This window comes from Pseudomonas sp. MBLB4136, assembly GCF_051904765.1.
GTDB lineage: Bacteria > Pseudomonadota > Gammaproteobacteria > Pseudomonadales > Pseudomonadaceae > Aquipseudomonas.
In genome coordinates, this window is sequence record NZ_CP196713.1 from 942,186 (window position 1) to 968,951 (window position 26,766).

Consider the following 26,766-nt stretch of genomic DNA (forward strand, 5'->3'; position numbering starts at 1 on the left):
ATGGGCGCTGGCGCCCCGGGGTCGAGAAAGCCGCAACTTTGTGCAAGCGCGGACCAGCCAAGGCGGCGCAGACTGACGGCCATTCACCGGGAGTCGTGCGATGAGCCTGTCGTTGTATCTGTTGACCGTCCTGATCTGGGGCACCACCTGGATCGCCATCAAGCTGCAGATGGGCGAGGTGGCGATCGCCGCGTCCATCGCCTACCGCTTCGCCCTGGCCGCGGCGGTGCTGTTCGCCGTGCTGCTGCTCAGCGGCCGGCTGCAGAAGCTCGACCGCCGTGGTCAGCTGATCTGCCTGGTGCAGGGGCTGTGCCTGTTCTGCATCAACTTCCTGTGTTTCTACACCGCCAGCCAGTGGATCCCCAGCGGCCTGGTGGCGGTGATTTTCTCCACCGCGACGCTGTGGAATGCGCTGAACGCCCGGTTGTTCTTCAAGCAGCGGATCGCCGCCAACGTGCTGGCCGGCGGCGCCCTGGGCCTGGCCGGCCTGGCCCTGCTGTTCTGGCCGGAGCTGGCCGACCATCCGGCCAGCCGCGAATCGCTGCTGGGCATCGGCCTGGCGCTGCTCGGCACCCTGTGCTTCTCCGCTGGCAACCTGCTCTCCAGCCTGCAGCAGAAGGCCGGCCTCAAGCCGCTGACCACCAATGCCTGGGGCATGCTCTACGGCGCGCTGATGCTGGTGGCGATCTGCCTGGTCAGTGGCACGCCGTTCGGCTTCGAGTGGAGTACACGCTATGTCGGCTCGCTGCTGTACCTGGCCATCCCCGGCTCGGTGATCGGCTTCACCGCCTACCTGACCCTGGTCGGCCGTCTCGGCCCGGAGCGCGCGGCCTATTGCACCGTGCTTTTCCCGGTGGTGGCGTTGAACATCTCGGTATTCGCCGAGGGCTATCAGTGGAGTGCGTCGGCGCTGCTCGGCCTGCTGCTGGTGATGCTCGGCAACGTGCTGGTGTTCAGGAAGCCCAGGCCGGCCGCGCCGCTGGCGCAGGGCCTGGGATTGGGCCGCTAGGCGAAGCACAGGGGTAGGGTGCGCCGTGCGCACCCAGCACCCCGCGGCCCGGTCACCCGCACTCAGTGCCAGCTGGAGCGGGCTTCCCAGGCGCGGAACTTGTCGGCGGGCAGCGGCTGGCTGATGGAGAAGCCCTGGGCGATGTCGCAGCCGAAGTTGCCCAGGCGGGTCAGGGTCTCGTGGTTCTCCACGCCCTCGGCGACCACCTCCAGGTCGAGGTTGTGGGCCAGCTCGACGATGGAACGTACGATCTTCGCCGAGTCATCGTCGTCGCTGAGCATGCCGCTGACGAAGGACTGGTCGATCTTCAGCGAGTCCACCGGCAGTCGTTGCAGGTAGGCCAGGGAGGAGTAGCCGGTGCCGAAGTCGTCGATGGTCAGGCGGCTCTCCAGGTTCCTCAGCTGCACCAGGGTTTCCAGCGCCGTCACCGGGTCGTCCATCAGCGCGCTCTCGGTCAGCTCGAATTCGATCCAGTCCGGCTCGGCCCCCCAGGTGGCGAAGGCGCCGCGTACCCGTTCCACCAGCTTGGGATCGCGCAGGTCGCGGGCCGACAGGTTGACCGAGATCGGCCGGCTGTCGCCTTCCTCGCGCCAGGCGTAGCCCTGGCTCAGGGCATGATCCAGCACCCAGTAGGTCAGCGGGGTGATCAGTCCCGAGCTTTCCGCCAGCTTGATGAAGTCGTTGGGCGGCAGCAGCCCGTGCTGCGGGTGCTGCCAGCGCACCAGGGCCTCGGTGCCGCAGACCAGACGGCTGGCGATCTGCAGCTTGGGCTGGTAGTACAGCAGCAACTGGTTGCCGTCGATGGCTCGGCGCAGGTCGCTCATCAGGGTCAGGTGCTGCGCGCATTCGCGGTCCAGACCGCCGTGGAACAGGGCGTAGCCGTTGCCCGAGCGCCTGGCCTGATCCTGCGCGCTGCCGGCCCGCCGCAGCAGGGTGTCGGCGTCGGTGCCGTGCCCCGGATAGAGGGCGATGCCGATGCTGGCGCGGGCATCGAGGCACAGCCCGGACAGGTCGACCGGCTCGTACAGCGCCACCAGGATCTGTTGCGCCAGCTGGGCCGCCTGCTCGGCGCCGCCGCTGGGCATGAGCACGGCATATTCCTTTTCGCCGATGCGCGCCACCGGGCAGCAGGCGCCGACGGCCTGCTGCAGGCGGGCGGCGATGGCCTGTTGCAGGCGGTCGCCTTCGCGATAGCCGAGGGTGTCGTTGATCTCCTGGTTGCTGCCGACTTCCAGGCGCAGTAGGCCGAGCGGGTGGTGCTCCTGCCTGGCCCGGGCGATCGCCTCTTCCAGCAGTTCGCCCAGGCGCAGGCGGTTCGGCAGGCCGGTGAGGCAGTCGGTAAAGGCCATGCGCCTGATGGTGGCCTCGGCCTGCAGCGCCCTGGCCCGGGTGCGCAGGGTGGCGATGCCGAAGCCCAGGTCGTTGGCCGTGGCGAACAGCAGGTCGACTTCCCGGGCGTCGAAGGCGTCGGCCTCCGAGGCCATGATCACCAGCTTGCCCAGCGGCGCGCCGTCGAGGCGCAGCGGCAGCACGATCGAGGCGGCGAAGCCGCGCCGGCTGGCTTCCTCGCGCAGCGGCAGGGGTGGCCCATCGGGGCGCTCGCGGATCACCAGCGGCCGTCCGTCCGCCAGCTCCTGGTCCAGCTTGCGGATATAGGCCTGGCCATCGGCGCTGGCCGCCCAGGCCTGGCCGATGGCGAGAAAACCCTTGTCGACGCCGGCATAGGCGACATGCCGGGACGGTTGTGCGGGGGCCTCACCGGGGTAGCTGACCCAGGCCAGGCGGTAGCCGCAGTCGTCGACCAGGACCCGGCAGATTTCCTGCAACAGCGCCGGTTCGTCGCTGGCATGAATGAGCGCATGGTTGACCGCCACCCGCGTCGCCAGGGCGCGGTTGAGGCGCTGCACCTCCTGCTCCGCCAGGGCACGGCGGGTTTCGAGGCGCAGGGTCTGGAGGCCGAAGGCCAGGTCCTCGGCGGCCTCGCCGAGCAGGTCCAGCTCCTGCTCACCGAAGGCATCCGGCTCCGGCGCGCCGATGCCGAGGGCACCGAAGATCTCGCCCTCGACCCGCAGCGGCAGCGACAGTACCGAGGCGATCCTGTGCTGGATGGCGCCCTCGCGCCAGCGTGCGGTGTCCGGGTCGGTCAACAGGTTGCGCGACAGGGTCAGGCGACCGGTGCGGATCGCCGTGGCGGTGGGCGCCCGGCCCCGTTCATTGTCGCCCCAGGAAATGTTCAGCGAGTCGATATAGGCCTTCTCGACCCCGGCGAAGGCCACCGGGGTGATCGACTTCGCCGCATCCGTCTCGGCACGGCCGACCCAGGCCAGGCTGTAGCCGCATTTCTCGACGATGATCCGGCAGATGTCCTGCAGCAGGCTGGCTTCGTCCTTGGCGCGCAGCAGGGCGCGGTTGCAGCCGCTGAGGGTGCGTAGCGCACGGGTGAGTTGCTGGTGCTCCTGGTTGGTGGCGCTTGGTTCTGGCATGGCTGGCCTCCAACCCATGCACGACCTGGCTTGAGTATAGAGCCACCCTGCAGGTGCCGGGTTCCGCGCGCCGAGGCGGCTGCGCCCGCCATGGCGGGCGCTAGCCTCTGCTACTGGTTGCGTGGGTCATCCGCTGGATCGTGATAGCTGATGCCCCAGGGGCCGGTGCCATGCAGCTGCAGGACGGCTTCCTCGGCGCGGGTGCCCGCGGACATGGCCATGCCCGCAGGAATGACCAGGCTGTCGCCGGCCCGGTAGGTCGTGGCCTTGGCCGGGTCGAGGTTGTCGCCGGTGCCGAGGTAGAAACTGCCCGAGAGCACGGTGACCCGTTCGGTGGTGGGGTGGGTATGCACGCCTACGCTCGAGTTGGCGGGCAGTTTCAGGCGGAAGGTAAAGGGGCCGGCGGCCTTGGGGTCGCCCTCGATGACCGCCATCATCGCGCCCGGGCCCACCGAAGGCGCCGCGGACCATTGCAGTTCGGACGCTTTGGCGGCGATCAAGGCGCCTTCTTCGGCCGCGGTCGCAGGCATCAGCCAGGTGGCGCCCAGCATGCTCAGGGCTACGGCGAGGGTGTTCAAGTGGCTCATGATGGTTTCCTCTTGCAGGGTTGAGCCGGGTGGGCTCATCGTCATGCAGGCAACCCGGGAATCACTGCACCCGAGGGGGCTCTGGGCGATCGAGTCCTATCGAATTCTAGTGCCGACGATAGCCGGGGGGCAGGGCCCGCTTATGCCAGTTTGGAACAGTTCCAGAACGCCGCGCTATGGCCTGCCAGGCCAGGGGGCGGGGCGGCAGGCCAGGCCCGTTTCCGGCATGGCCCGCAGGCGGCTGAGCAGCTGGCCGCTGGCCACTACTGTGGCCGGCTGCAGCGGGCAGCCACTGGCGCCAAGGGCCTCGGCCAGCCAGGTGTTGCAGGTGCGTCGCAGCGAGTAGCGGCCTTCGGCCCGATAGAAACGGCTGTCGCGGTACAGCCCCGGCCCGAGGTCGTCCAGCCGGCCTGGCGCCGGGCGACTGAAGCTTGCGCCGATAAACGCGAGCAGCCGCCGGTAGCCTGGTGCGTCCAGGTGCACGGCGATGAACTCGCCCTCGTCCATGTGCCGCGGATCGACGCTGATGCCGCGTACATGCAGTACCGCCGGCGTTGGCCCGAGCAGCGCCTTGAGGGCCAGGCCGAGGCCGGCCTGCGGAGTCCGGTAGAAGGCTTCGTCGCCCCAGCCGAGTTCGACCCACTCGCCCTGACCGATCGTTTCGCCCAGCGCCGGAAGCGCCTGCAGCAGATCGTTGCGGGCGATCAGCAGGCCGGCATGCAGGCCGTGATCCAGCACCAGAACCAGCCGCCCTTCCTCGGTCATCGCCGGGCCAGATGCTGGCGCCGGCGCGACGGCGCAGCCGCACAGGATCAGGCCCAGAAGCAGCACAGTCAGGCTCGGCCTCACGGGGCTCGCGCGCCTTCGCCGTGATTCAGGAGGCGCTGGTCAGTTGCTGGTAGAGCTCCCAGGCGCTGCGCTCGACCCAGCATTCGGCCAGGCGGCCGTCGCGCACCGTCCAGATGGCGACACCGCTGAAGCAGATATCGCGACCGTCGGCCGGCGTGCCGAGCATGCCGTTGTTGCGCCCCGAGCACAGCCAGCGTGATACCACGCGGTCACCGCCGGGGCTGGCGAACACGTCCTGGCTGTCGGTGCGCGCATCCAGCAGCAGGGTCTGAAAGGCCTTGACCCAGGCCTTGAAGGCATCGCGGCCGCGAACGGTCTGGCCACCGGAGGTGATGACGTAGTCCTCGGTCATCAGCTCGTCGATGGCGTCCAGGTCATGGGGCGGTTGCCATACCCGGTCGAGAAAGGTCAGGGCCAGTTGCTCGGCCTGGCGGCTGGCGGCGGCGTCGAATGGCTGGGTCATCTCGGGGACTCCCGTGCAGTGGCAGGTCGAAAGTCGCTGGTGCGGCGAGCGGCATCAGCGGCAAAGTATCGCCATTGTTATACACCCGGTTTTTTCGACCTGGCCAGGCTCCGGGGGGCGGCCTGGCTCAGAGCTGAAGGTTCAAGCCGAAGCGCCTTTTCAGCAGCAGGGCCAGCAGGCTTCTGGGCAGCAGCGCGGCCAACAGCGGCATGCTGCGGCTGCCGTTGCCCAGGCGCAGCAGCGTCGGGCGCTTGCGCCGTTGCACGGCGGCCAGCAGGTCGCCGGCGAACCGCCCGGCGGGGGTCGGATTGTTCTGGGAGGCCTTGGCCCGCGCGCGAATGCCCGCGCGGACCGGCCACCAGGGCGAGCCTTCGGCGATCAGCTGTTCCGCCTCGCGGCTGGCGTTGACGGCGAAGCTGGAGGCGATGGCGCCGGGCTGCACTTCCATCAGCTCGATGGAGAAGGGCGCCAGCTCCAGCCGCAGGGCGTCGGACAGGGCATGCACGGCCGCCTTGGAGGCGCAGTAGGCGCCGGCGAAGGGAGTCGCCAGGACGCCGGAGACGCTGCCGATGTTGACCACCAGGCCGCGGCTCTGGCGCAGCAGCGGAAACAGCGCGCGGGTGACGCCGACCAGCGCGAACACGTTGGTCTCGAACTGCCGTCGCATCGCCTCGACGCCGCCGTCGAGCAACGGGCCCATGGCGCCGTAGCCGGCATTGTTGATCAGCACATCGAGGCCGCCGGCTTCCTGCTGCAGGCGCACGGCCAGTTGCTCGAGCGCCGCCCCATCGTTGACATCCAGCTGCACCGCGGTGAACCCCGCGGCCTCCAGCGTGGCGAGGTCTGCGGCCTTGCGTGCGCTGGTCCAGACCCGATAGCCGGCGCCATGGAAGGCATCGGCCAGGGCGCGACCGATGCCGCTGGAGCATCCGGTGATCAGGACGACGGGCTGGCTCATGGGTGCTTCCTTTCAGTGGGAGATAAATCGCGGACGCGGCTCGCTGCGGCGGCCCGTTCAGTCGGCGAAGTGGCCCTGCAGGCGTTCGGCGCGGAACTCCAGGGTGCTGGCGCGGTAACCGCTGCGCAGGGTCGGCAAGGGCAGGCAGTCCTGCCAGGTGGCGCCGGGGAGCAGGTCGCCGGGACCGCTGTAGCGCGGCGAGTCATACAGCTGGCGAGCCAGGTTGACGGTCTCCCCGGGGCGGTAGGCGGCGACCTGCCAGTGCAGCTCCTGCAGGGTGGCGTCGCTGCCATTGCTCAGCTCCAGGGCCAGCGGGCGATTGCCCGGGCAGCGCTCGGGGGCGTACTCCAGGCGCAGCTGCAACTGGCCCAGGCGCTGCGATTCGCGGCTTTCCTGCCAGATCACCCAGCTGGCGACCAGGCCCAGGCCGAGCAGCGCAGCCATGGAGATCGGCAGGGCCCTGCTCGGGTAGCGGAGCAGCAGGATCAGCCAGGTCAACAGCAGAAAAGCGCCGATAAGCATGGGGGCGACCTTGATGGACGGACACCGATCCATCCTACACAAGGCCGAGCCGGCGGGCATGTCTGGCGGCGGGAAAAACCTCGCCGAGGCTCAGTCCTGCGGCTGGTCGCGCAGGAACACCAGCTTGTCCGCGTTGGACTGCTCCGCGGCGAAGCGGTAGCCCTGGTAGTTGAAGTCCTTGAGGCCTTCCGGGTCGCTCAGGCGCTCCTTGATCACGTAGCGGGCCATCAGCCCGCGGGCCTTCTTGGCGTAGAAGCTGATGATCTTGTACTGGCCGTTCTTCAGGTCCTTGAACTCGGTGTCGATGATCCGCGCGTCCAGGGCCTTGCGCTTGACCGCGCCGAAGTACTCGGTGGAGGCCAGGTTGAGCAGCACCCGGTCGCCCTGGGCCGCCAGGGCCTCGTTCAACCAGCCGCTGATGCGTTCGCCCCAGAAGGCGTAGAGGTCCTTGCCACGCGGGTTGGCCAGCTTGGTGCCCATCTCCAGGCGATAGGGTTGCATCAGGTCCAGCGGGCGCAGTACGCCGTACAGCCCGGAGAGCATGCGCAGATGCCGCTGGGCGAAGTCGAAGTCCTCCTCGCTGAAGGATTCGGCATCGAGCCCGGTGTAGACGTCGCCCTTGAAGGCCAGCAGTGCCTGCTTGGCGTTCTCGGGGGTGAAGGACGGGGTCCAGCTGCCGAAGCGCGCGGCGTTCAGGCCGGCGAGCTTGTCCGACAGGTGCATCAGCTCGGCGATCTGCGCGGGGCTGAGGTCGCGCAGCTGGGCGATCAGGTCCTGAGCGTGGTCGAGGTGTTCGGGTTGGGTGTAGCGTGGGGTCGCCGGCGGCGTCTCGTAGTCGAGGGTCTTGGCCGGGGAAATCACCATCAGCATCGGGCGGCTCCTTGAAGTCTTGGCGGCGATTCTAGGCCGAGTGGGGGCTACGGCTCTACCTATCGCTGCGATGCACTGCCCGATGGTCGCCCCGCCGATCCGCCGGCATGGGTTGACCTGGGGGCCGCCCCGGCCTTTTAGTGTGGGCAGGAACCTATGGGCTACAAGGAGTCCTGATGAGCGCTTGCAACCATTCCCGCTGGGAACCATCCCACGACTACCGTCCGCTGGAGAGTCGCGCCGAGCGCCAGGCCTGGCGGGTGGCGGCACTGACCGGGGCGACCATGCTGGTGGAGATCGCCGCCGGTTACGCCTTCAACTCCATGTCCCTGCTGGCGGACGGCTGGCACATGGCCTCGCACATGCTCGCCATCGGCCTGACCGCCCTGGCCTATCTGCTGGCGCGGCGTTACGCCAACGACCCGCGCTTCGCCTTCGGCACCTGGAAGGTGGAGGTGCTGTCCGGTTTCGCCAGCTCGCTGCTGTTGCTGGTGGTGGTGGCGATGCTGGCTTTCGAATCCCTGTGGCGGCTGTGGCAACCGCAGGAGATCGCCTTCGACCTGGCCCTGCTGGTGGCGGTGATCGGCCTGCTGGTCAACCTGGCTTCGGCCTGGCTGTTGCGCGATCAGCATGAGCACAGCCACGTCCATGCTCACGGCGACCACGACCACGACCACGACCACGACCATTCCCATGGCCGCGACCTCAATCGCCACGCCGCCTTTCTCCACGTGCTGGCCGATGCCCTGACGTCGGTGGCGGCCATCGTCGCGCTGCTCGGCGGCTGGCTGTTCGGCTGGAACTGGCTGGACCCGCTGATGGGGGTGATAGGCGCGGTGATCATCGCGATCTGGGCCAAGGGCCTGCTGCTGGACACGACCAAGGTGCTGCTCGACCGCGAGATGGACAGCCCGGTGGTGGCGCGGGTGCGGCAGACCCTGGAACAGGAACCGGATACCGAACTGGCGGACCTGCACCTGTGGCGGGTGGGGCGCGCGCAGTTCGCCTGCATCGTCAGCGTGGTGACCCATGGCAATGGTTCGGCCGATCGTTACAAGGCGCGCCTGGCGAATATTCGCGAGCTGGTGCACGTCACGGTCGAGGTCAACCGCTGTGCTGCTGTCGAAGGTTGAAGAACGGCAAAAGTGCGTTTTCTGGCGTCAATTACGCCGATAGGACTTCCGACTTTAACGAGGCACAGGGTACTCGCCAAGCATTATTCGTCCTCAGGCAAAATAAACTTCAAAAAACTGAAAAGTCGTTTTCCTGTCATCTTTTTTGGAGTAATTAAAAAGCAAGACCGCCGAACCCTGCAGACAGGTGGCGGCCACCGGCCCCCATCCTGCTTGCACTTTCTCAGCCCCGTCTGAGACGTCGGCGGCCTCCCGCGGCGGAGCGCTGCACTGGCATTCCGTCGCATGGCTACTAGAAGAAGGTGACCGAGTATGGATGACCATGGATGCTCTACGCGCACCGCTCCGACCCTCTACGCTCTCGACACCAATGTCCTGATCCACGACCCCAATGCGTTGCTGAATTTTCAGGAACACCACGTCGCCATCCCGATGACCGTGCTGGAGGAACTGGACAAACTGAAGACCGGTAAAGCCGGCGTCGCCGCCGAATGTCGCCAGGCCATTCGTCTGATCGACAAGATTCTCGGCAGCGCCGCGCCCGACGAAGTCGAACTTGGCGTACCCATCCAGCGGGAGAAGAGCGGGCCCTGCGGGTTCCTGTCGATTCTCATGAGCAAGAGCGCCTCGCCGATCACCTGGCTGCCGGAAGACCTCAACGACAACAAGATCATCAACCAGTTGGTCGAGCTCAAGTCGCGGCGTCCGGGCATGTCCGTGGTGCTGGTGACCAAGGACATCAACATGCGCCTGAAGGCGCGCGCCTGCGGCATCGATTCGGAGGACTATCACACCGACCAGCTGGTCGATGACGTGTCCCTGCTGTCCCAGGGCTACCACAGCATGGACGGCTCGTTCTGGGACCGCGTGAGCACCGTGGAGACCCGTCAGGACCATGGTCGCACCTGGCACCGCGTGCAGCTCACCGACAACCTGCCGGCGGTGCACGTCAACGAGTTCATCGTCGACGAACAGGGCTTCGTCGGCTGGATCAAGGGCATCGAGGGCAGTGAGCTGGTGATTCTCGACCTGCACCAGGAGCCCTTGATGCATCAGGAGGCCTGGGGCCTGCGTCCGCGGGACATCTACCAGGCTTTGGCGTTGTACGCCCTGCTGGACCCGGACATCCACCTGGTCAACCTGTCCGGCGCCGCCGGTTCGGGCAAGACCATCCTGGCCCTGGCCGCGGCCATCGAGCAGACCATGGTCAGCAAGCGCTATCGGCGCATCATCGCCACCCGCAGCGTGCAGGGGCTCGATCAGGAGATCGGCTTCCTGCCCGGTACCGAGGCGGAGAAGATGGAGCCCTGGCTCGGCGCCATCACCGACAACCTGGAAGCGCTGCATATGGAGGACGAGAACACCCACGGCAGCGTCGACTACATCCTGCAGAAGGTGCCGCTGCAGTTTAAATCGCTGAACTACATCCGCGGCCGCAGCTTCCAGCAGAGCCTGATCCTCATCGACGAGTGCCAGAACCTCACCCCGCACCAGATGAAGACTATCATCACCCGCGCCGGCAGCGGCTCCAAGGTGGTCTGCCTGGGTAACCTGGCGCAGATCGACACCCCCTACCTGTCGGCGCCCAGCTCAGGGCTGACCTACCTCACCGAACGCTTCAAGGATTTCGAACACGGCGTGCACATCACCCTGCAAGGGGTGCCGCGCTCGATCCTCGCCGAGTTCGCCGAAAGCCATATGTGACGCTCGCTCAAACCCATCCGCCGCGCCGGGGCTTTCCCGGCGCTCGCTCCAGACCCAGCATTCCTGTCCCGACCCTTGGCATTCACAGGTGCCGAAAGCTGACTCGCGGGTTTACAATCGGCGGATACCCGCCTGGAGCAAGCCTGTGTTGACCCATCTCGATTCCCAAGGTCGCGCCAATATGGTCGATGTCAGCGACAAAGCCCTGACCGTCCGTGAAGCCGTGGCCGAAGCCCGGGTGCGCATGCGCCCGCAGACCCTGAAGATGATCGTCGACGGCGATCACCCCAAGGGCGATGTGTTCGCCGTGGCACGCATCGCCGGCATCCAGGCGGCGAAGAAGACCGCCGACCTGATCCCCCTGTGCCATCCGCTGATGCTCACCAGCGTCAAGGTCGAACTGGCCGCCGAGGGCAGCGACGCGGTGCGCATTACCGCGCGCTGCAAGCTGACCGGGCAGACCGGTGTGGAGATGGAGGCGCTGACCGCCGCCAGCGTCGCCGCGCTGACCATCTATGACATGTGCAAGGCGGTGGACCGCGGCATGCTGATCGAAAGCGTGCGCCTGTTGGAGAAACTCGGTGGCAAGAGCGGCCACTACAAGGCCGAGGACGAACAATGATCCGCGTGCAGTATTTCGCCCGTTACCGCGAGGCGCTGGGCCTGGACGGTGAGCAGCTGCGCGACAGCCAGGACTTCGCCACCCTCGACGACCTGCGCCGGCACCTGCTGGCCCGGGGCGGGGTGTGGCAGGTGCTCGCCGAGCAGAACCTGATGTGCGCGCGCAACCAGGAGCTGTGCAGCCTCGACGAACCTCTGGAGGAGGGCGACGAGGTGGCCTTCTTCCCCACCGTGACCGGGGGCTGAGCATGGCCATTCGAGTGCAGGTCGAGGCCTTCGATCCGGGGGTCGAAACCAATGCGCTGCACGCGGCCAACGTCGGCGTCGGTGCGGTGGTCAGCTTCGTCGGCTACGTGCGCGACTTCAACGAGGGCCGCGAGGTCGGCGGCATGTTCCTCGAGCACTTCCCCGGCATGACCGAGAAGGCCCTCGGCAAGATCGCCGAGGAGGCCGGGCAGCGCTGGCCGCTGCTGAATATTCAGATCATCCACCGCATCGGTCGCCTGGAGCCGGGCGAGCCGATCGTCTTCGTCGGCACCAGCAGCGCCCACCGCCAGGCGGCGTTCGACGCCTGCGCCTTCGTCATGGACTACCTGAAGACCCGCGCGCCGTTCTGGAAGAAGGAAGACACCAGCGAAGGCCCGCGCTGGGTCGAGGGCCGCGCCAGCGACCAGGATGCCGCCGAGCGCTGGCGCAAGGCCTAGCGCTCAGGCGCGTAATCGTGACGGCGACAGCCGCTCGGCGCTGACGCCGAAGCCGGTCAGCTGCGCCGGCAACTGCGCCCCGCGCACCAGGGCGGCGCAGGCCTGGCCCATCGCCGCCGAAGTCTGGATACCGTAGCCGCCCTGGGCGGCGACCCAGAAGAACCCCTGCCCCCCTGGCTCGTAGCCGCCGACCAGGTCGCCGTCGGCGACGAAGGAGCGCAACCCGGCCCAGCTGTGTTGCGGGCGACGAATGTGCAAGTCGGTTGCCTGCTCGATGCGGTAGATGGCGGTGGCGATGTCCAGTTCCTCCGGCTGCACGTCATGGGGCTCGACCGGGTCGGCATTGGCCGGCGAGCCGAGCAGCAGACCGGCATCGGGCTTGAGGTAGAAGCTGTCGTCGAGGGCCAGCAGCATCGGCCAGCTGTGCACATCCAGCTGCGGCGGCGGGGCGAAGGTGAAGGCCGAGCGGCGCTTGGGCACCAGCCCCAGAGGCCTGACCCCGGCCAGCTCGGCGATCCGGTCGCACCAGGCGCCAGCGGCATTCACCAGGGGGCGGGCGTGGTAGTGCTGCTCGCCGCACTGCACGTGCCAGGTTTCGCCGCGCCGCTCGATGGCGGTCACCTCGCGGTTGCAACTGATCTGCCCGCCATGCTGGCGGATGCCGCGCAGGTAGCCCTGATGCAGGGCGTGGGTATCGATGTCGGCGGCAGTGGGGTCGTAGAAGGCGCCGAAGACTCGCTCCCGGCGCAATGCCGGCAGCAGGGTGCAGGCCTGTTCGGGCGTCAGCCGCCGGGTCTCGGCCACGCAGGCCCTGGCGGCCTGGTACTGGCGCTCGAACTCCTCCGGATCGCCGTTGAAATCCACCGTCAGCTCGCCGCGCGGGCTGAGCAGCGGCTGCTCGGCGAAGCCGGGCGGCGGGGCGTCGTAGAAGGCCCGGCTGGCGGCGGTCAGCGCGCGCACATGGGGCGGGCCGTAGGCCACGGTATAGAGCGCGGCCGAGCGCCCGGTGGCGTGATAGCCGGGCTGCGCCTCGCGCTCGAGCACCTGCACCCGGCCGTGGGGCGCCAGCCAGTAGCCGGTGGAGGCGCCGGCGATGCCGGCACCGATGATCAGGTAGTCCGCTTCATGCATGGCGATGGCTCCTTGCGTGGGGGCCGGCGCTGTCTAGTGATTGCGCAACGCCGGCAGAACGGCCAGCAGGCCTTTGGGCAGGTGGGTGCGCAGGCCGCCGCTCAGCCGCTGGCGATGGCGCTGGTAGAGCAGGCCGAGGCCGATCACCGCCAGGCCGATCAGGCTGAGCAGGATGGGAAACAGCAGCGAATCGGCGAACACCTCGTAGGCCAGATGGCCCAGATAGCCGGCCACGCCGAGCGCGCCGAACACCATGAACTGCACCCGACGCAGCAGCACGGCCAGGGCCATCAGCACCAGGTTGATCAGGCAGTAGAGGGCCTTGCCCAGTTCGCTGTCGCTGTCCATCAGGCTCAGGCCGCCCCAGAACGCGGCGAGTCCGGCGAGGTAGCCCCAGAAGGCATAGTCCTGGCGCGTGCGGCCATCCAGGCCGAGGCTGGCCAGCAGCAGTCCCAGGCCGAACCAGAGTGACACCCAGCGGCGCTGCTCCCAGTCGAACGGGCTGCCATAGAAGAGCTCGGTGAGGTCCATGGACATGAACCAGAGCGCCACGGCCATCGGCATGACGATGAAGGGAAGCGGCAGCAGGCGCAGCATCAGCGCGCCGACCAGCAGCGTCGCGGCCTCCATGGCCAGCCAACCGCCCTGTACGTAGCGGTAGTAATGCTGGTAATCGTGCTGCTCGTCCTCCAGTGGCCACAGGCCACTCAGGCGTTGCACGGCGAACACCGCCAGCGGTGTGAGGCTGACCGCCACGGCACCGAGCAGGCCGCCGGGAATCTGCTGACCGTGGCGCCACAGGCCGAGCCCGCACGCGCTGAACAGTCCCATGTAGCCGAGGGCGAGCAACAGCAGTGCGCCATCGCCCACCTGCATCCAGGCCTCGGTCAGCAGCCAGCCGAGGGCGCCGATGATCAGCACGGCGCCGCAGTAGTAGCTGACGTGGGCGAGCTGGAAACTGGCGTGCGGCGGCGCGCTGTGCTCGAGGAACTGCAGCAGGGCCCGGGCCTGGCCGGGCTGCAGGATGCCGGCGGTGGTCGCCCGGTCGAGGTCGGCGGCAGTGAGCTTGACGGACATGCTGTGGCTCCTCCCTTTCCCTGATGGACGCCGGTTGCGCCGCTGCGGGGCACAAAAAAGGCGAAGCATCCGCTTCGCCTTGTCATGCGCCGTCAGTGCTTGCGCGGCACCGGCTTGAGCAACTCGTCCGGCGGCATCTCGCAGTTGATCTTGCGCCCGAGCAGCTCTTCGATCGGCGGCAGGGCGAAGGCGTCGTCCTCGCCGGCGAAGCTGATCGAGGTGCCGCTGCTGCCGGCGCGGCCGGTGCGGCCAATGCGGTGCACGTAGTCGTCCGGGTCTTCCGGCAGGGTGAAGTTGATCACGTGGCTGATGCCTTCGACGTGGATGCCGCGGCCAGCCACGTCGGTGGCCACCATCACCTTGATCTTGCCTTCGCGGAAGCCTTCCAGGGCGCGGATGCGCTTGTGCTGCGGCACGTCGCCGGACATCTGCACGGCGCTGATGCCGTCGCGGGTCAGGCGTTCCTCGATGCGCCGCACCTCGTCCTTGCGGTTGGCGAAGACCATCACCCGGCTCCAGTCGTTCTGGGTGATCAGGTTGTACAGCAGCTTGTACTTGTCGGCGCCGGCCACCGCGTAGACGTGTTGCTCGACCGTGTCGCTGGCGACGTTTTCCGGCTCGATCTCGACGATGGCCGGGTTGACCGTCCACTGCTTGGCCAGGTTCATCACGTCTTCGGTGAAGGTGGCGGAGAACAGCAGGGTCTGGCGTTCGCCCTTCATCGGGGTCTGGCGGATGATCTGCCGGACCTGGGGGATGAAGCCCATGTCGAGCATGCGGTCGGCCTCGTCGAGCACCATCACCTCGACCATGTCCAGGTGCACTTCGCCACGCTGGTTGAAGTCCAGCAGGCGGCCCGGGGTGGCCACCAGGATGTCGCAGAAGCGCGATTCCAGTTGCTTGAGCTGTTTGTCGAAGTCCATGCCGCCGACGAACTGCATGACGTTGAGCCCGGTGTACTTGGTCAGCTCGGCGGCATCCTTGGCGATCTGCACCACCAACTCGCGGGTCGGCGCGATGATCAGCGCCCGCGGCTCGCCCATGTAGCGCTCTTTCGGCGGCGGGGTCTGCAGCAGCTGGGTGATGATCGAGATGAGGAACGCCGCGGTCTTGCCGGTGCCGGTCTGGGCGCGGCCGATGGCGTCCTGGCCCTTGAGGGTATAGCCCAGCACGCCGGCCTGGATCGGCGTGCAATAGGGGAAGCCGAGGTCGTGGATGGCGTGCATCAGCTCCGGGGCGAGCTTGAAGTCATGGAAGCGGGTCTTGCCTTCGGCCGGCTCGACCTTGAAATCTTCCAGCTTCCAGGTGTCGACGGGCTTGGCCGTGCGCGCGCGGCGGGGCTTGGCGGCGTTGTCCTTGCCATCGCGTGGGGGCTTGGCCGGCTTGCTTGCAGGTTCTTCGCTGGCCGTGTTGGCGGGCGCCGCGTCGTCGCTGCGCTTGGGCTTGGCGGGGCTGCTGGTCGATTCGGGCGAGGCGGCGTTGCCACGCGGCGTTGCGGGAGTGGCGGGCGTGCTGGGCTGCTCGCCTTCGGCTTTGCCGAACATCTTCTTGAGTGCTTTGAGCACGGTCATCTCATCAATTGGTTAAGGAGTGAACGGCGGCCAGTGTAAAGCAAGAAACCGGCGCGGCGAAGTACCATGCTCGGGGCGCTTGTCAATGCCTGGCGCGCGATACGCCTGAATCCTCTCGCCGGTCGGCTCGATCAGTCCGGCGGCAGGTTGGCGAGCAGCAGCCGCTGGACGTTGCCGCCCATGATCGCGGCGACCTCGCTCTGGTTGAAGCCGGCCGCCAGCAGCCCTTCGGTGAGCTGGGCCAGGCCGCTGACGTCGAAGGGCGTATGCACGGTGCCATTGAAGTCAGAGCCGAGGGCGACATGCTCGACGCCGATCAGCTCGGCGCTGTAGAGGATGGCCCGGACTATGGCCTCCACCGAGGTGGCGCACACGGCCGTGTCCCAGTAGCCGATACCCACAATCCCACCGCTGGCGGCAATGGCCTTCAGGTGGCGGTCGCTGAGGTTGCGCGTACCGGGGCAGGTGCCTTCCACCCCGGTATGGGAGACCAGCAGTGGCCGCCGGGCCATGGCCAGCACGTCGTCGATCAGGGTGCGGGAGGCATGGGCCAGGTCGATCAGCATGGCCTTCTCCTCCAGGCGCGTGATCACCTGGCGGCCCAGGGGGGTCAGGCCGCCCTTGTCCAGGCCATGGGCCGAACCGCCGACTTCGTTATCGAAGAAGTGGGTCAGGCCGGCAATGCGGAAGCCGGCATCGTAGAGCCGGTCGAGGTTCTCCAGGCGCTCCTCGAGCGGATGCAAGCCCTCGGTGGCGAGCAGGGCGGCGACCCGTTGCGGATCCTGCTGCCAGGCCTCGACGAAGCGCTCCAGGTCGCCGCGGGTGCGGATCAGCACCAGGCGCCCGGCGCTGTTCGCGGCGGCCGACTCGAGCTTGCTCGCCTGGTACAGGGCGCGCTGCAGCAGGCTGCTCCAGGTGGCGCGCGGCCAGCGCTGGGCCATGGCCAGCAGGGTGATGTTGTCGCTGTCGGCGCCATTGCGTTCGTAGTTGAGTCCGCGTGGGGTCTTGGTCACGGTGGAGAACACCTGCAGCGCCACCCGTCCTTCGAGCTGGCGCGGCAGGTCGGAATGGCCGTAGCTGTGGCGCTGCAGCGGGTCGCGCTGCCAGAGCAATGCGTCATCGTGCAGGTCGGCGACAAACAGCCGGTCATGCAATTGCCGGGCGCCATCACCGGCCGGGTAGGGCGGTGGGCTGGCGACGCTGTTCAGCGTGCGGTCGAGGATGTGCGGCAGGGTCAAGAACACCAGGGTCGAAAGGAGCAGCAGTAGCAGGGCGATCAGCAGCTTGCGCATGTCCGGGCCATCCAGGCTTGTCGTTTTGCCGGTCACTCTACAAGAGCGTGTGTGACGATAGCAGCGCACTGGCCGCTAAACGGCGGCGGGTCAGGGCTCTATCCACACAGGCAGTTACGGCCCTGCTGCTTGGCCCGGTACAGCGCGCTGTCGGCCCGGGCGATCAGGCTCGGCAGGCTGTCCTGGTGGCGCATCTGTGTCAGGCCGATGGACAGGGTTACCCCCGGCAGCACGCCGATCGGCGCATAGAAGGAGGGAATGTGCTGCAGGGCAAGACGCAGCCGCTCGCCGATACTCCGCGCTTCCTGCTCGCCGATCTCCGGCAGCAGAATGACGAACTCCTCGCCGCCATAGCGGATCAGGCTGTCCTTGGGGCGCAACTGGCCGCGCAGGGTCTGGGCGACCAGGCTCAGCGCATAGTCGCCGGCCAGGTGGCCGTGCTGGTCGTTGTAGGCCTTGAAGTGGTCGACATCCAGCATCAGCATGCTCAGCGGCTGCTGGTTGAATGCGCAGCGGGTGCTTTCCCGGTCGAAGACATGCTCCAGCCAGCGGCGGTTGTATGCGCCGGTGAGGCTGTCGATGTTGGCGTTCTGCTCGCTGTCCAGCAGGCTTCGGTTGCCCGTGCGCACGCGCTCGCAGAGCAGGCTCAGCAGGTTGTGCATCAGGTCCGGCGATTGCTGGAACAAGTCGATCAGTGCGCTGCGGTGCAGGCGCAGCACGCGGCTCGGCTCGCTGGCCACCACGTAGGCCGAGGGTGGTTGGCTGTCGATGAGGCTGATCTCCCCGGCGCAGTCGCCCACCTGCAACGTATCCACCGGCTGGTTGTCCAGCGAACCCAGGTAGACCTTGAGCCGGCCCTTGACCAGCAGGTAGAGGTGTTCGTTGCGGTTGAACGGCGAGAGCAGTATCTCGCCGGCTTCCAGCTCGCAGGCACGGAACGCCTCGAGCACTTGGTTCACGCTGCCGGCGGCGACGTTGTTGAACAGCCGCTGCTGGCGGACGTGCTGCAGGTCGGCCTGCCACTGCGCCTCGTTCATCGCAGGCGCGAGTGACGCGGGCCATGGGGGATGGTGGGCATCGCGAACACTCCCTGTCGTATGGCGATTTCCAGTCCCGACAGTATGCCGGCCAAGCCGGGCTGGCAATCCTCTGGCCGCGACTCAATGACCGGCGGCCGAGGGTTCTGACTACCCCGTCACGTTTCGTGGCTCGGCGCGCCCGTTGGGGCGTCATGGCGCGGTGCTGGACCCCGGGGTGCGGCGGCTGAGGCGTTCTTCCAGCCATGCGGCTATGTCGCGTATTTGCTCCGGCAGGACCTCGTGGGCCATCGGGTACTCGCACCAGTTCGCGTCGACGCCCTGGGCGGTCAGATAGTCATGGGCGGTGCGGCCCAGTGCGGGCTGCACCACGTCATCGAAGGTGCCGTGCAGGCACAGCACCGGTACCTGCCTTTTGTCCTCTGTCAATTGGATGTCGTCGTTGAACGTCGGGGCGTAGGTGGACAGCGCCAGGACCCCGCCCAGCGGCCCCTGCCAGCGCAGGAACGCCGCATGCAGGACCACCGCGCCCCCCTGGGAGAACCCGGCCAGGAAGATCCGCGTCGGGTCTATGCCGCTGTCGCGCTGCGCTTCGATCAGGGCGATCACCTGCTGCGCCGAGGCTTCCAGTTGTTCCTGGTTGATTGCCCGGGCCGGACTCATGGCGAGGATGTCGTACCAGCTGGGCATGGCCCAGCCGCCGTTGATGGTCACTGCCTGGGTGGGGGCCTGGGGCAGGACGAAGCGGGTGCTGGGCAGGCGATCCTGCAGCGCTTCGGCCACCGGCAGGAAGTCGTAGCGGTCCGCGCCCAGGCCGTGCAACCAAATGACGCAGGCGTCGGCGCTGGGTGTGGGGTGAAGAATCAGGGGTTCGCTCATGTGTGGCTCCAGTTCGGTGCGGCCGCGCTCATATTGGGCGGCTGGCTTTTCGTCCAGTGACAAATATCGGAAGAAGATGTCGCAAGGTTACAAGTTTTGCGCTTGACCTGTCCGTATGGTGGTAATGGCAAGGTGCTGGTACGGGCTTTGCTACAGCCAAGTGGACTGATGACGTTGCCCGGTGCGGTAACACATTGTGCCAGGCCGGGCGCGGAACAGATGGGAAGCCAATTCGATGGGGTTTCCAAAGGTTCGCCTAGCATTGCATGTGTGGCGATGAGCAAATGGCTATCCGTCTCTGACCCATTCGACCAATGGGTGAGCGAGAGTTTTATGGCCGAAGGAAGATTCGCCAACTAGACTCTCGCACAGGTCTATCCCGCCAGTTGAGGGCGTTGCTGCAGACGCGTTCGACGTGCCCCAAAAGGGTATGGTGGTAGGGCCGAGACTCCTACACAAAAAAAGCAACTGGAGGTTTTAATGAAGATGGTGAAATCCACCCTGGCGGTACTGACTACCGCAGCCGTACTCGGGGTAAGCAGCTTCGCGCAGGCGGGCGCTACTCTGGATGCAGTGCAGAAGAAAGGTTTCGTGCAGTGCGGTATCAGCGATGGTCTGCCGGGCTTCTCCTATGCGGATGAGAAGGGCAACTACCTGGGCCTCGACGTTGACGTGTGCCGTGCCGTGGCAGCCGCTATTTTCGGTGACGCGACCAAGGTCAAGTACAGCCCGCTGACCGCCAAGGAGCGCTTCACCGCGCTGCAGTCCGGCGAAGTCGACATCCTCTCGCGTAACACCACCTGGACCAGCTCGCGCGACGCAGGCCTGGGCCTGAACTTCGCCGGCGTCAACTACTACGACGGTCAGGGCTTCCTGGTGAACAAGAAGCTTGGCGTTTCCAGCGCCAAGGAACTCGATGGCGCCACCGTCTGCATCCAGGCCGGTACCACCACCGAGCTGAACCTCTCCGACTACTTCCGCGCCAATGGCATGAAGTACACCCCGATCACCTACGATACCTCCGACGAGAGCGCCAAGTCGGTTGAGGCCGGTCGTTGCGACGTGCTGACCTCCGACCAGTCGCAGCTGTACGCGCAGCGTATCAAGCTGGCCAATCCGGAGCAGTACGTGGTGCTGCCGGAAGTGATCTCCAAGGAGCCGCTGGGCCCGGTTGTCCGCCAGGGTGATGACGAGTGGTTCAACATCGTGCGCTGGTCGCTGTTCGCCATGGTCAACGCCGAGGAGCTGGGTGTGACTTCGTCCAACGTCGTGGAAATGGCCTCGTCCACCAAGAACCCGGATATCGCTCGCCTGCTGGGCGCCGAGGGTGAGTTCGGCAAGGATCTGAAGCTGCCGAAAGACTGGGCAGTACAGATCGTCAAGCAAGTGGGTAACTACGGCGAAAGCTTCGAGCGCAACGTTGGTGCCGGCAGCGAGCTGAAGATCGAGCGTGGCCTCAACGCCCTGTGGAACAAAGGTGGTCTGCAGTACGCACCGCCGGTGCGCTGACCGTCTTTGCTGGCGTCCCATTCTGGGCCGCCAGCATCGTTCTGATTAAGTGAACCCCTTGCCCGCGGACGCGGGCAAGGGTGTTCCAAGAGGGCTCCTATGCAAAACACCGCAGATACCCCGCACCCCAAAGGCTCGGTCTGGACCGACCCCAAGGTCCGCGCATGGATTTTCCAGATTCTTGCCGTTATCGCCGTCGTGGCGATCGGTTGGTACTTGTTCGACAACACCCAGTCCAACCTGGAGAAACGCGGGATCACCTCCGGCTTCTCCTTCCTGAGCAACAGCGCCGGTTTCGGTATCGCTCAGCACCTGATCGAGTACACCGAAAGCGATACCTACGGACGGGTCTTCGTCATCGGCCTGCTCAACACCCTGCTGGTTTCGGTCATCGGCATCGTCCTGGCGACCATCCTCGGTTTTGTCCTCGGCGTCGCGAGGCTGTCTCACAACTGGCTGATCAGCCGGCTTGCCACCATCTACATCGAGACGTTTCGTAATATCCCGCCACTGTTGCAGATTTTCTTCTGGTACTTCGCGGTCATGCTGTCCCTGCCGGGACCGCGGGGCAGCCTCGAGATCGGCCAGACCTTCTTCCTCAACAGTCGCGGACTGTACATGCCGGCCCCGGGCGCGTCGGAGGCCTTTGGCACCTTCATCGGTGCACTGTTGATCGCCATTGTCAGCACCGTGCTGATCGGTCGCTGGGCCAAGGCGCGTCGGGAAGCGACGGGCAAGGTCTTCCATGTCTCCATCGCCGCGCTGGTGCTGATCATCGGATTGCCGGGGCTGGCGATCATGGTGGCGGGTAATCCGCTGGTATGGAGCACGCCCGAGCTGACCGGCTTCAACTTCACCGGCGGCTGGGTGATGATCCCCGAGCTGATCGCCCTGACCCTGGCACTGACCATCTACACCGCCGCGTTTATCGCCGAGAACGTGCGTTCCGGGATCATGGCAGTCAGCCATGGCCAGACCGAGGCGGCCCACTCCCTGGGCCTGAGTCGTGGCCTGACGCTGCGTTTCGTGGTGATTCCCCAGGCGCTGCGGGTGATCATTCCGCCGCTGACCAGCCAGTACCTGAACCTGGCGAAGAACTCCTCACTTGCGGCCGGTATCGGTTACCCGGACATGGTCTCGCTGTTCGCGGGCACCGTGCTCAATCAGACCGGCCAGGCGATCGAGGTCATCGCCATTACCATGAGCGTGTACCTGGCGATCAGCATCAGCATTTCCATGCTGATGAACTGGTACAACAAGCGCATTGCGCTGATCGAGCGGTAAGGAGCAGCCCATGCAGACTCATACATTCAAACCCGACATGCAGCCTCCGGTGCTGAGCGTCGGCGTGCTCGGCTGGTTGCGTGCCAACCTGTTCTCCAACTGGTTCAACACCCTGCTGACCTTTCTCGCCATCTATCTGGTCTGGCTGATTGTTCCTCCGATCATTCAGTGGGCCCTGATCGACGCCAACTGGGTCGGGACCACCCGCGCGGACTGCACCAAGGAAGGCGCCTGCTGGGTCTTCGTGCAGCAGCGTTTCGGCCAGTTCATGTACGGCTTCTACCCGACCGAACTGCGCTGGCGCGTCGACCTGACCCTGTGGATGGCGGTGATCGGGGCGGCCCCCCTGTTCATCCCGCAGATGCCGCGCAAGGCCGTATATGGCCTGAGCTTCCTGGTGGTGTATCCGCTGCTGGCCTTCTGGCTGCTGCATGGCGGCTTCTTCGGCCTGAGCGAGGTGGAAACCAGCCAGTGGGGTGGCCTGATGCTGACCCTGGTGATCGCCGCGGTCGGGATTGTCGGCGCCTTGCCGCTGGGCATCGTGCTGGCCCTCGGGCGGCGCTCGGACATGCCGGCGATCCGGGTGATCTGCGTGACCTTCATCGAGTTCTGGCGCGGCGTACCGTTGATCACCGTGCTGTTCATGTCCTCGGTGATGCTGCCGCTGTTCCTGCCGGAGGGGCTCTCCTTCGACAAGCTGATGCGTGCGCTGATCGGGGTGATCCTGTTCCAGTCGGCCTATATCGCCGAGGTGGTGCGCGGCGGTCTGCAGGCCATTCCCAAGGGCCAGTACGAAGCGGCCGCAGCCATGGGCCTGGGCTACTGGCGGATGATGGGCCTGGTGATCCTGCCGCAGGCGCTGAAGCTGGTGATCCCCGGCATCGTCAACACCTTCATCGCGCTGTTCAAGGACACCAGCCTGGTGATCATCATCGGTCTATTCGACCTGCTCAACAGCATCAAGCAGGCGACTACCGACCCGGCCTGGCTGGGCATGGCCACCGAAGGCTATGTGTTCGCCGCCCTGGTTTTCTGGATTTTCTGTTTTGGCATGTCCCGCTACTCCATGCATCTGGAGCGCAAGCTGGACACCGGCCACAAGCGTTAGGAGTTTTGTCATGAGTGAAGCTATCAAGCAGTCGATCAGCGCCGCGCCGGGAATCATCCAGATGGACGGCGTGCATAAGTGGTACGGCCAGTTCCATGTGCTCAAGGACATCAACCTGAACGTGCAGCAGGGCGAGCGCATCGTCCTGTGTGGCCCCTCCGGTTCCGGCAAGTCCACCGCCATTCGTTGCCTCAATCGCCTGGAGGAGCACCAGCAGGGGCGCATCGTCATCGACGGTACCGAGCTGACCCACGACCTCAAGCACATCGAGGCGGTGCGCCGCGAGGTCGGCATGGTGTTCCAGCACTTCAACCTGTTCCCGCACCTCACCGTACTGCAGAACTGCACCCTGGCACCGATGTGGGTGCGCAAGATGCCCAAGCGCGAGGCCGAGGAAGTGGCGATGCATTACCTCGAGCGGGTGCGCATCCCTGAACAGGCCAACAAGTACCCGGGGCAGCTGTCCGGCGGCCAGCAACAGCGCGTGGCCATTGCCCGCGCGCTGTGCATGAAGCCCAAGATCATGCTGTTCGACGAGCCGACCTCGGCGCTCGATCCGGAGATGGTCAAGGAGGTGCTGGACACCATGGTCGGCCTGGCCGAGGACGGCATGACCATGCTCTGCGTGACCCACGAGATGGGCTTCGCCCGCACCGTGGCCAATCGCGTGCTGTTCCTCGACAAGGGCGAGATCGTCGAAGAAGCCGATCCGGACACCTTCTTCACCAACCCGAAGAACGAGCGTACCCAGTTGTTCCTCAGCCAGATCCTGCACTGAGGATTGCCCGCCGTCGGAAAGGGAGCCCGCGGGCTCCCTTTTTTATGCCGCACCGTGGGCTGCCAGTGTCGCGCCGCCGCGCTGCGGCCAGTGGCTTTTCGCCGCGGGCACGAGGGTAATGTTAGTCTGCCAAGGTCTGAGCCTTCAGCCATTCCTGGGCGCAAGTGGCGCAACTGCGCTATTGGTTGAAGATGAGCCAGCCTTCAGGAGCCCGATGATGAGTGTGATACTGCTGAGCGCAAGCAAAGCCAAGGCCTGGACCGTGCACGCAATGACCGCCAGCGGCGTGATTCTCGCGCTGCTGGCCTTGCTCGCGGTACTCGATGGGCGGCCCCAGGTGTGCCTGCTGTGGCTTGGTCTGGCGCTGCTGGTCGATGGTCTCGACGGCACCCTGGCCCGCCACTTTCACGTCAAGTCCGTGCTGCCACATTTCGATGGGGTGACCCTGGACCTGGTGATTGATTACCTGACCTACGTGTTCATCCCGGCGATCTTCGTCTACCGCTTCATCCCCCTGCCCGAGTACACCCTGTTGCCTGCGGTCGGGCTGATCCTGCTGTCCTCGCTGTTCTGTTTCTGCAACGTCAACATGAAGAGTCAGGACAACTACTTCGTCGGCTTTCCGGCCGCCTGGAACGTGGTGGTGGTGTACCTGTACCTGCTGGATTTCACCCCCTGGCTGAGCTTCGCCACCATCCTGCTGCTGTCCGGCCTGACCCTGACGCGGATGAAGTTCCTGCATCCGTTCCGGGTCAGGCAGTTCATGGCGGTCAATATCGCGGTGACCCTGGTGTGGATGCTCGCCTGTGGCGTGCTGATTCTCCTGTACCCGGCCAACCCGACCTGGCTGCTGGCGATCTGGTTGCTGGCATCGGCCTATTTCGTCGGCATCTGTCTGTGGCGCACGTCCCGGGAATGGTTCGCCACCGATGCCTGAAACCCTCGACAAGGCCTGGTTCGTCTATCTGGTGCGTGCCGGCAATGGCGCCCTGTACTGCGGCATCAGCGACGATCCGCGGCGGCGCTTCGCCCAGCACCAGCGTGGCAGGGGCGCGCGCTTCTTTCATTCCAGCCCGGCGGTGGCGCTGGTCTACACCGAGGCCTGCGCCGGCAAGGGTGACGCGCTGCGTCGCGAGCTTGCGATCAAGCGCTTGGGCAAGGCCGCCAAGGAAAGCCTGGTGGCCAGCGGCGGCCTAATCGGCGTGGCTGATGACGGGCTATCAGGGTAGCCGGGTAGGCCGTCGCGGCACAGCCGAGTAAGCTTTGACTTTACCCCACACGTTGCGGAGCCATTCATGCACGAGCTGATCCTGCACCATTACCCGACCTCGCCGTTCGCCGAGAAGACCCGCCTGATGCTGGGCTTCAAGCAACTGTCCTGGCGTTCGGTGATGATCCCGCCGCTCATGCCCAAGCCGGATCTGACCGCGCTGACCGGCGGCTATCGCAAGACCCCGGTGCTGCAGGTAGGGGCGGACATCTACTGCGACACGGCCGCGATCGCCCGCCGCCTGGAGGCGGAGAAAGCCACCCCGGCGCTGTTCCCCGAGGGCCAGGAGTGCAATGTCGCCAGCTTCGCCCAGTGGGCCGATTCGCTGGTGTTCCAGCATGCGGTGAGCCTGGTGTTTCAGCCCGAGTCCGTGGCGGTGCGTTTCGCTTCCCTGCCGCCGGACTTCCTCAAGGCCTTCGTCGCCGACCGCAGCGCCCTGTTCAGCGGTGGCCAGGCCACCCGCCTGCCTCTCGAACAGGCCAGGCACCAGTGGCCGACCCTGATGGCTCGCCTGCAACAGCAGTTGAGCCGGGAGCAGGGCGATTTCCTGTTCGGCGAGCCGTCCCTGGCCGACTTCGCCATGGCCCATCCGCTGTGGTTCCTGCGCGGCACCCCGGTGACCGCGCCGCTGGTCGATGACTACCCACTGGTCGCCGCCTGGCTGGCGAGGGTGCTGGGCTTCGGCCACGGTTCGCTCAGCGAGATGAGCGCCGAAGAGGCCATCGCCGTGGCGCGCGAGGCCACGCCAGCGGCCTTGCCGGATGAGCCTTTCGACGATGCCAATGGCTTCCAGCCTGGCCAGCGGGTGGCGATCGCCGCCACCGACTACGGCGTCGACCCGGTCGAGGGCGAGTTGCTGTTCTCCGGTACCGAGGAGCTGATCCTGCGCCGCGAGGATTCGCGCGCCGGCTGCGTGCATGTGCACTTCCCACGCTTCGGCTTTCGCATCGAGGCGCGCTAGTCCGGGCCTGAGCTGGCCTGGCGGCGCGCGCGTGCCGCTAGGGGCTGCGGCAGAGGGGGCACTGCCCGGGCACCTGGGCCTGGCGCAGGTCGGGCAGTTGCGCGGCGAGCGTCTGGAAGTGCTCCAGGCGCTCGTAGCAGAGCACCAGCTCGGCGCCGGTGCGGTTATACCAGGCGTCCGGTGCGCCGCAGTTGCTCAGGCGCAGCACCAGTTCGCGGGGTAGCCGGTAGGTCTCGCTGGCCCGGCGGGCGATGGCTTCCACCTCGCCGGAGCGGCGCAGCTGTTCGAGCAGGTAACGGCCATTGCCCAGGCGCAGGCTCGGTGGCTCGTAGATCACCCGAATAGTGTGGCGGACCGCCTCGTCGGGACGACGGCCATGTTGCCGCTCGACCCAGGCCAGGGCCGTGCGTACCTGGGCGTATTCCTGGTCGCAATACAGGGCGCGTTCTACCGGCAGGCCGGTGACCTTGGGGATCCACTCCAGGCGGTCCGGATCGCTGCCATAGATCAGGCAAGCGAGGTTGTAGAAGCGCTGGGCGTCCAGGCCGTGGGCGGCCCAGGCGAAGACCTCCTCGGATTCCGGTTTCGCGCGCTGCCATTCCAGGCGCCAGTAGTCGGCGACATCCAGCAGCCTGGCGTAGAAGTCGGCGTCGCGGTGGCGCCCTGAGGAGAGGAACAGGCTGATGAAACCGAGCTGGTCGGCGGCGTCCTCTTCGCGACCGAGCACCGGCAGGCCCAGTTCGGCGATCAGCAGGTGCCCCATCTCGTGCAGCAGGGTGAATTCGACATTGACCGCGACGAAGCGTGCAGTGTCGCTGCGCAGAGCAGCCGGCGGCGGCTCCTCGCTGGTCATGACCGTGGCCGGGGCAGCGCAGAGCTGCAGGCCCAGCAGGCCCTGCAGCAGCCAGTGGCGGCCTTGTGTGCGCATGCTTGCCCGGCGGCAGGGGGACTTCATCTGCGGTTCCT

The 26,766-nt window shown here is 66.4% G+C and carries 27 protein-coding genes; 13 read left to right on the forward strand and 14 right to left on the reverse strand.

Annotation, left to right across the window (positions count from 1 at the left end; translation table 11 throughout):
- The first annotated feature begins 100 nt into the window (after nucleotides 1–100).
- The gene (locus ACSX1D_RS04180) at nucleotides 101–1,009 is read left to right on the forward strand and encodes a DMT family transporter (protein ID WP_439861113.1); all 909 of its coding nucleotides are present in this window, start codon (nucleotides 101–103) and stop codon (nucleotides 1,007–1,009) included.
- 62 nt (nucleotides 1,010–1,071) lie between these two features.
- Here ACSX1D_RS04180 and ACSX1D_RS04185 read toward each other — a convergent pair whose 3' ends face one another.
- From ACSX1D_RS04185 to yaaA, 7 genes are all read right to left on the reverse strand, one after another.
- Nucleotides 1,072–3,492, reverse strand: coding sequence for a bifunctional diguanylate cyclase/phosphodiesterase (locus ACSX1D_RS04185; RefSeq protein ID WP_439861114.1), 2,421 nt, complete (start codon nucleotides 3,490–3,492; stop codon nucleotides 1,072–1,074).
- 110 nt (nucleotides 3,493–3,602) lie between these two features.
- Nucleotides 3,603–4,079, reverse strand: a complete 477-nt coding sequence (locus ACSX1D_RS04190; RefSeq protein WP_439861115.1) for a cupin domain-containing protein — start codon at nucleotides 4,077–4,079, stop codon at nucleotides 3,603–3,605.
- Between the two features lie 174 nt (nucleotides 4,080–4,253).
- A complete protein-coding gene (locus tag ACSX1D_RS04195; protein ID WP_439861116.1) occupies nucleotides 4,254–4,910 on the reverse strand; it encodes a DUF2459 domain-containing protein in 657 nt (218 codons plus the stop codon).
- A gap of 43 nt (nucleotides 4,911–4,953) precedes the next feature.
- Nucleotides 4,954–5,391 (reverse strand): ester cyclase, encoded by a 438-nt coding sequence (locus ACSX1D_RS04200; protein ID WP_439861117.1) that lies wholly within the window; start codon nucleotides 5,389–5,391, stop codon nucleotides 4,954–4,956.
- Between the two features lie 127 nt (nucleotides 5,392–5,518).
- Nucleotides 5,519–6,349 carry an SDR family oxidoreductase gene (locus ACSX1D_RS04205; protein WP_439861118.1) on the reverse strand — a complete coding sequence of 277 codons (831 nt, stop codon included), beginning with the start codon at nucleotides 6,347–6,349 and terminating at the stop codon, nucleotides 5,519–5,521.
- A 57-nt stretch (nucleotides 6,350–6,406) separates the two neighbouring features.
- The gene (locus tag ACSX1D_RS04210) at nucleotides 6,407–6,871 is read right to left on the reverse strand and encodes a multidrug transporter (RefSeq protein ID WP_439861119.1); all 465 of its coding nucleotides are present in this window, start codon (nucleotides 6,869–6,871) and stop codon (nucleotides 6,407–6,409) included.
- A gap of 90 nt (nucleotides 6,872–6,961) precedes the next feature.
- Nucleotides 6,962–7,741: a peroxide stress protein YaaA gene (gene yaaA / locus ACSX1D_RS04215; RefSeq protein WP_439861120.1), complete on the reverse strand. Its 780-nt coding sequence runs from the start codon at nucleotides 7,739–7,741 to the stop codon at nucleotides 6,962–6,964.
- Nucleotides 7,742–7,917: 176 nt separating this feature from the next.
- Between yaaA and dmeF the strand changes: the two genes are divergently transcribed.
- From dmeF to moaE, 5 genes are all read left to right on the forward strand, one after another.
- Nucleotides 7,918–8,874 (forward strand): CDF family Co(II)/Ni(II) efflux transporter DmeF, encoded by a 957-nt coding sequence (gene dmeF, locus ACSX1D_RS04220; RefSeq protein WP_439861121.1) that lies wholly within the window; start codon nucleotides 7,918–7,920, stop codon nucleotides 8,872–8,874.
- A 312-nt stretch (nucleotides 8,875–9,186) separates the two neighbouring features.
- Complete coding sequence (locus ACSX1D_RS04225) at nucleotides 9,187–10,578, forward strand: PhoH family protein (protein WP_439861122.1); 1,392 nt, start codon at nucleotides 9,187–9,189, stop codon at nucleotides 10,576–10,578.
- Nucleotides 10,579–10,723: 145 nt separating this feature from the next.
- The gene (gene moaC / locus ACSX1D_RS04230) at nucleotides 10,724–11,200 is read left to right on the forward strand and encodes a cyclic pyranopterin monophosphate synthase MoaC (RefSeq protein WP_439861123.1); all 477 of its coding nucleotides are present in this window, start codon (nucleotides 10,724–10,726) and stop codon (nucleotides 11,198–11,200) included.
- Nucleotides 11,197–11,445 (forward strand): MoaD/ThiS family protein, encoded by a 249-nt coding sequence (locus ACSX1D_RS04235; RefSeq protein ID WP_439861124.1) that lies wholly within the window; start codon nucleotides 11,197–11,199, stop codon nucleotides 11,443–11,445. The genes moaC and ACSX1D_RS04235 overlap by 4 nt, the downstream gene beginning before the upstream one ends.
- 2 nt (nucleotides 11,446–11,447) lie before the next feature.
- A complete protein-coding gene (gene moaE, locus ACSX1D_RS04240) occupies nucleotides 11,448–11,903 on the forward strand; it encodes a molybdopterin synthase catalytic subunit MoaE (RefSeq protein ID WP_439861125.1) in 456 nt (151 codons plus the stop codon).
- Between the two features lie 3 nt (nucleotides 11,904–11,906).
- Here moaE and ACSX1D_RS04245 read toward each other — a convergent pair whose 3' ends face one another.
- From ACSX1D_RS04245 to ACSX1D_RS04270, 6 genes are all read right to left on the reverse strand, one after another.
- Nucleotides 11,907–13,034 (reverse strand): NAD(P)/FAD-dependent oxidoreductase, encoded by a 1,128-nt coding sequence (locus tag ACSX1D_RS04245; protein ID WP_439861126.1) that lies wholly within the window; start codon nucleotides 13,032–13,034, stop codon nucleotides 11,907–11,909.
- 33 nt (nucleotides 13,035–13,067) lie between these two features.
- Complete coding sequence (locus tag ACSX1D_RS04250; protein ID WP_439861127.1) at nucleotides 13,068–14,111, reverse strand: DUF2157 domain-containing protein; 1,044 nt, start codon at nucleotides 14,109–14,111, stop codon at nucleotides 13,068–13,070.
- 92 nt (nucleotides 14,112–14,203) lie between these two features.
- On the reverse strand, nucleotides 14,204–15,676 hold the full coding sequence (gene rhlB / locus ACSX1D_RS04255) for an ATP-dependent RNA helicase RhlB (protein WP_439861128.1): 1,473 nt from the start codon (nucleotides 15,674–15,676) through the stop codon (nucleotides 14,204–14,206).
- Nucleotides 15,677–15,813: 137 nt separating this feature from the next.
- Nucleotides 15,814–16,974: a dipeptidase gene (locus ACSX1D_RS04260; protein ID WP_439861129.1), complete on the reverse strand. Its 1,161-nt coding sequence runs from the start codon at nucleotides 16,972–16,974 to the stop codon at nucleotides 15,814–15,816.
- 98 nt (nucleotides 16,975–17,072) lie between these two features.
- On the reverse strand, nucleotides 17,073–18,011 hold the full coding sequence (locus ACSX1D_RS04265; protein WP_439861130.1) for a GGDEF domain-containing protein: 939 nt from the start codon (nucleotides 18,009–18,011) through the stop codon (nucleotides 17,073–17,075).
- A 192-nt stretch (nucleotides 18,012–18,203) separates the two neighbouring features.
- Nucleotides 18,204–18,890, reverse strand: coding sequence for an alpha/beta hydrolase (locus ACSX1D_RS04270; protein WP_439861131.1), 687 nt, complete (start codon nucleotides 18,888–18,890; stop codon nucleotides 18,204–18,206).
- Nucleotides 18,891–19,370: 480 nt separating this feature from the next.
- Here ACSX1D_RS04270 and ACSX1D_RS04275 point away from each other — a divergent pair, with 480 nt between their 5' ends.
- From ACSX1D_RS04275 to ACSX1D_RS04305, 7 genes are all read left to right on the forward strand, one after another.
- Nucleotides 19,371–20,399 carry an amino acid ABC transporter substrate-binding protein gene (locus ACSX1D_RS04275; protein ID WP_439861132.1) on the forward strand — a complete coding sequence of 343 codons (1,029 nt, stop codon included), beginning with the start codon at nucleotides 19,371–19,373 and terminating at the stop codon, nucleotides 20,397–20,399.
- A gap of 99 nt (nucleotides 20,400–20,498) precedes the next feature.
- Nucleotides 20,499–21,683: an amino acid ABC transporter permease gene (locus ACSX1D_RS04280; RefSeq protein ID WP_439861133.1), complete on the forward strand. Its 1,185-nt coding sequence runs from the start codon at nucleotides 20,499–20,501 to the stop codon at nucleotides 21,681–21,683.
- Between the two features lie 10 nt (nucleotides 21,684–21,693).
- The gene (locus ACSX1D_RS04285; protein ID WP_439861134.1) at nucleotides 21,694–22,791 is read left to right on the forward strand and encodes an amino acid ABC transporter permease; all 1,098 of its coding nucleotides are present in this window, start codon (nucleotides 21,694–21,696) and stop codon (nucleotides 22,789–22,791) included.
- A gap of 10 nt (nucleotides 22,792–22,801) precedes the next feature.
- Entirely contained in the window at nucleotides 22,802–23,569 is a 768-nt protein-coding gene (locus ACSX1D_RS04290; protein ID WP_439861135.1) for an amino acid ABC transporter ATP-binding protein, read from the forward strand.
- A 217-nt stretch (nucleotides 23,570–23,786) separates the two neighbouring features.
- On the forward strand, nucleotides 23,787–24,506 hold the full coding sequence (pcsA, locus tag ACSX1D_RS04295) for a phosphatidylcholine synthase (RefSeq protein ID WP_439861136.1): 720 nt from the start codon (nucleotides 23,787–23,789) through the stop codon (nucleotides 24,504–24,506).
- On the forward strand, nucleotides 24,499–24,798 hold the full coding sequence (locus ACSX1D_RS04300; RefSeq protein ID WP_439861137.1) for a GIY-YIG nuclease family protein: 300 nt from the start codon (nucleotides 24,499–24,501) through the stop codon (nucleotides 24,796–24,798). The genes pcsA and ACSX1D_RS04300 overlap by 8 nt, the downstream gene beginning before the upstream one ends.
- 66 nt (nucleotides 24,799–24,864) lie before the next feature.
- Nucleotides 24,865–25,800: a glutathione S-transferase family protein gene (locus tag ACSX1D_RS04305; protein ID WP_439861138.1), complete on the forward strand. Its 936-nt coding sequence runs from the start codon at nucleotides 24,865–24,867 to the stop codon at nucleotides 25,798–25,800.
- Between the two features lie 37 nt (nucleotides 25,801–25,837).
- Here ACSX1D_RS04305 and ACSX1D_RS04310 read toward each other — a convergent pair whose 3' ends face one another.
- Entirely contained in the window at nucleotides 25,838–26,755 is a 918-nt protein-coding gene (locus ACSX1D_RS04310) for a DUF4344 domain-containing metallopeptidase (protein WP_439861139.1), read from the reverse strand.
- Nucleotides 26,756–26,766: the final 11 nt, after the last annotated feature.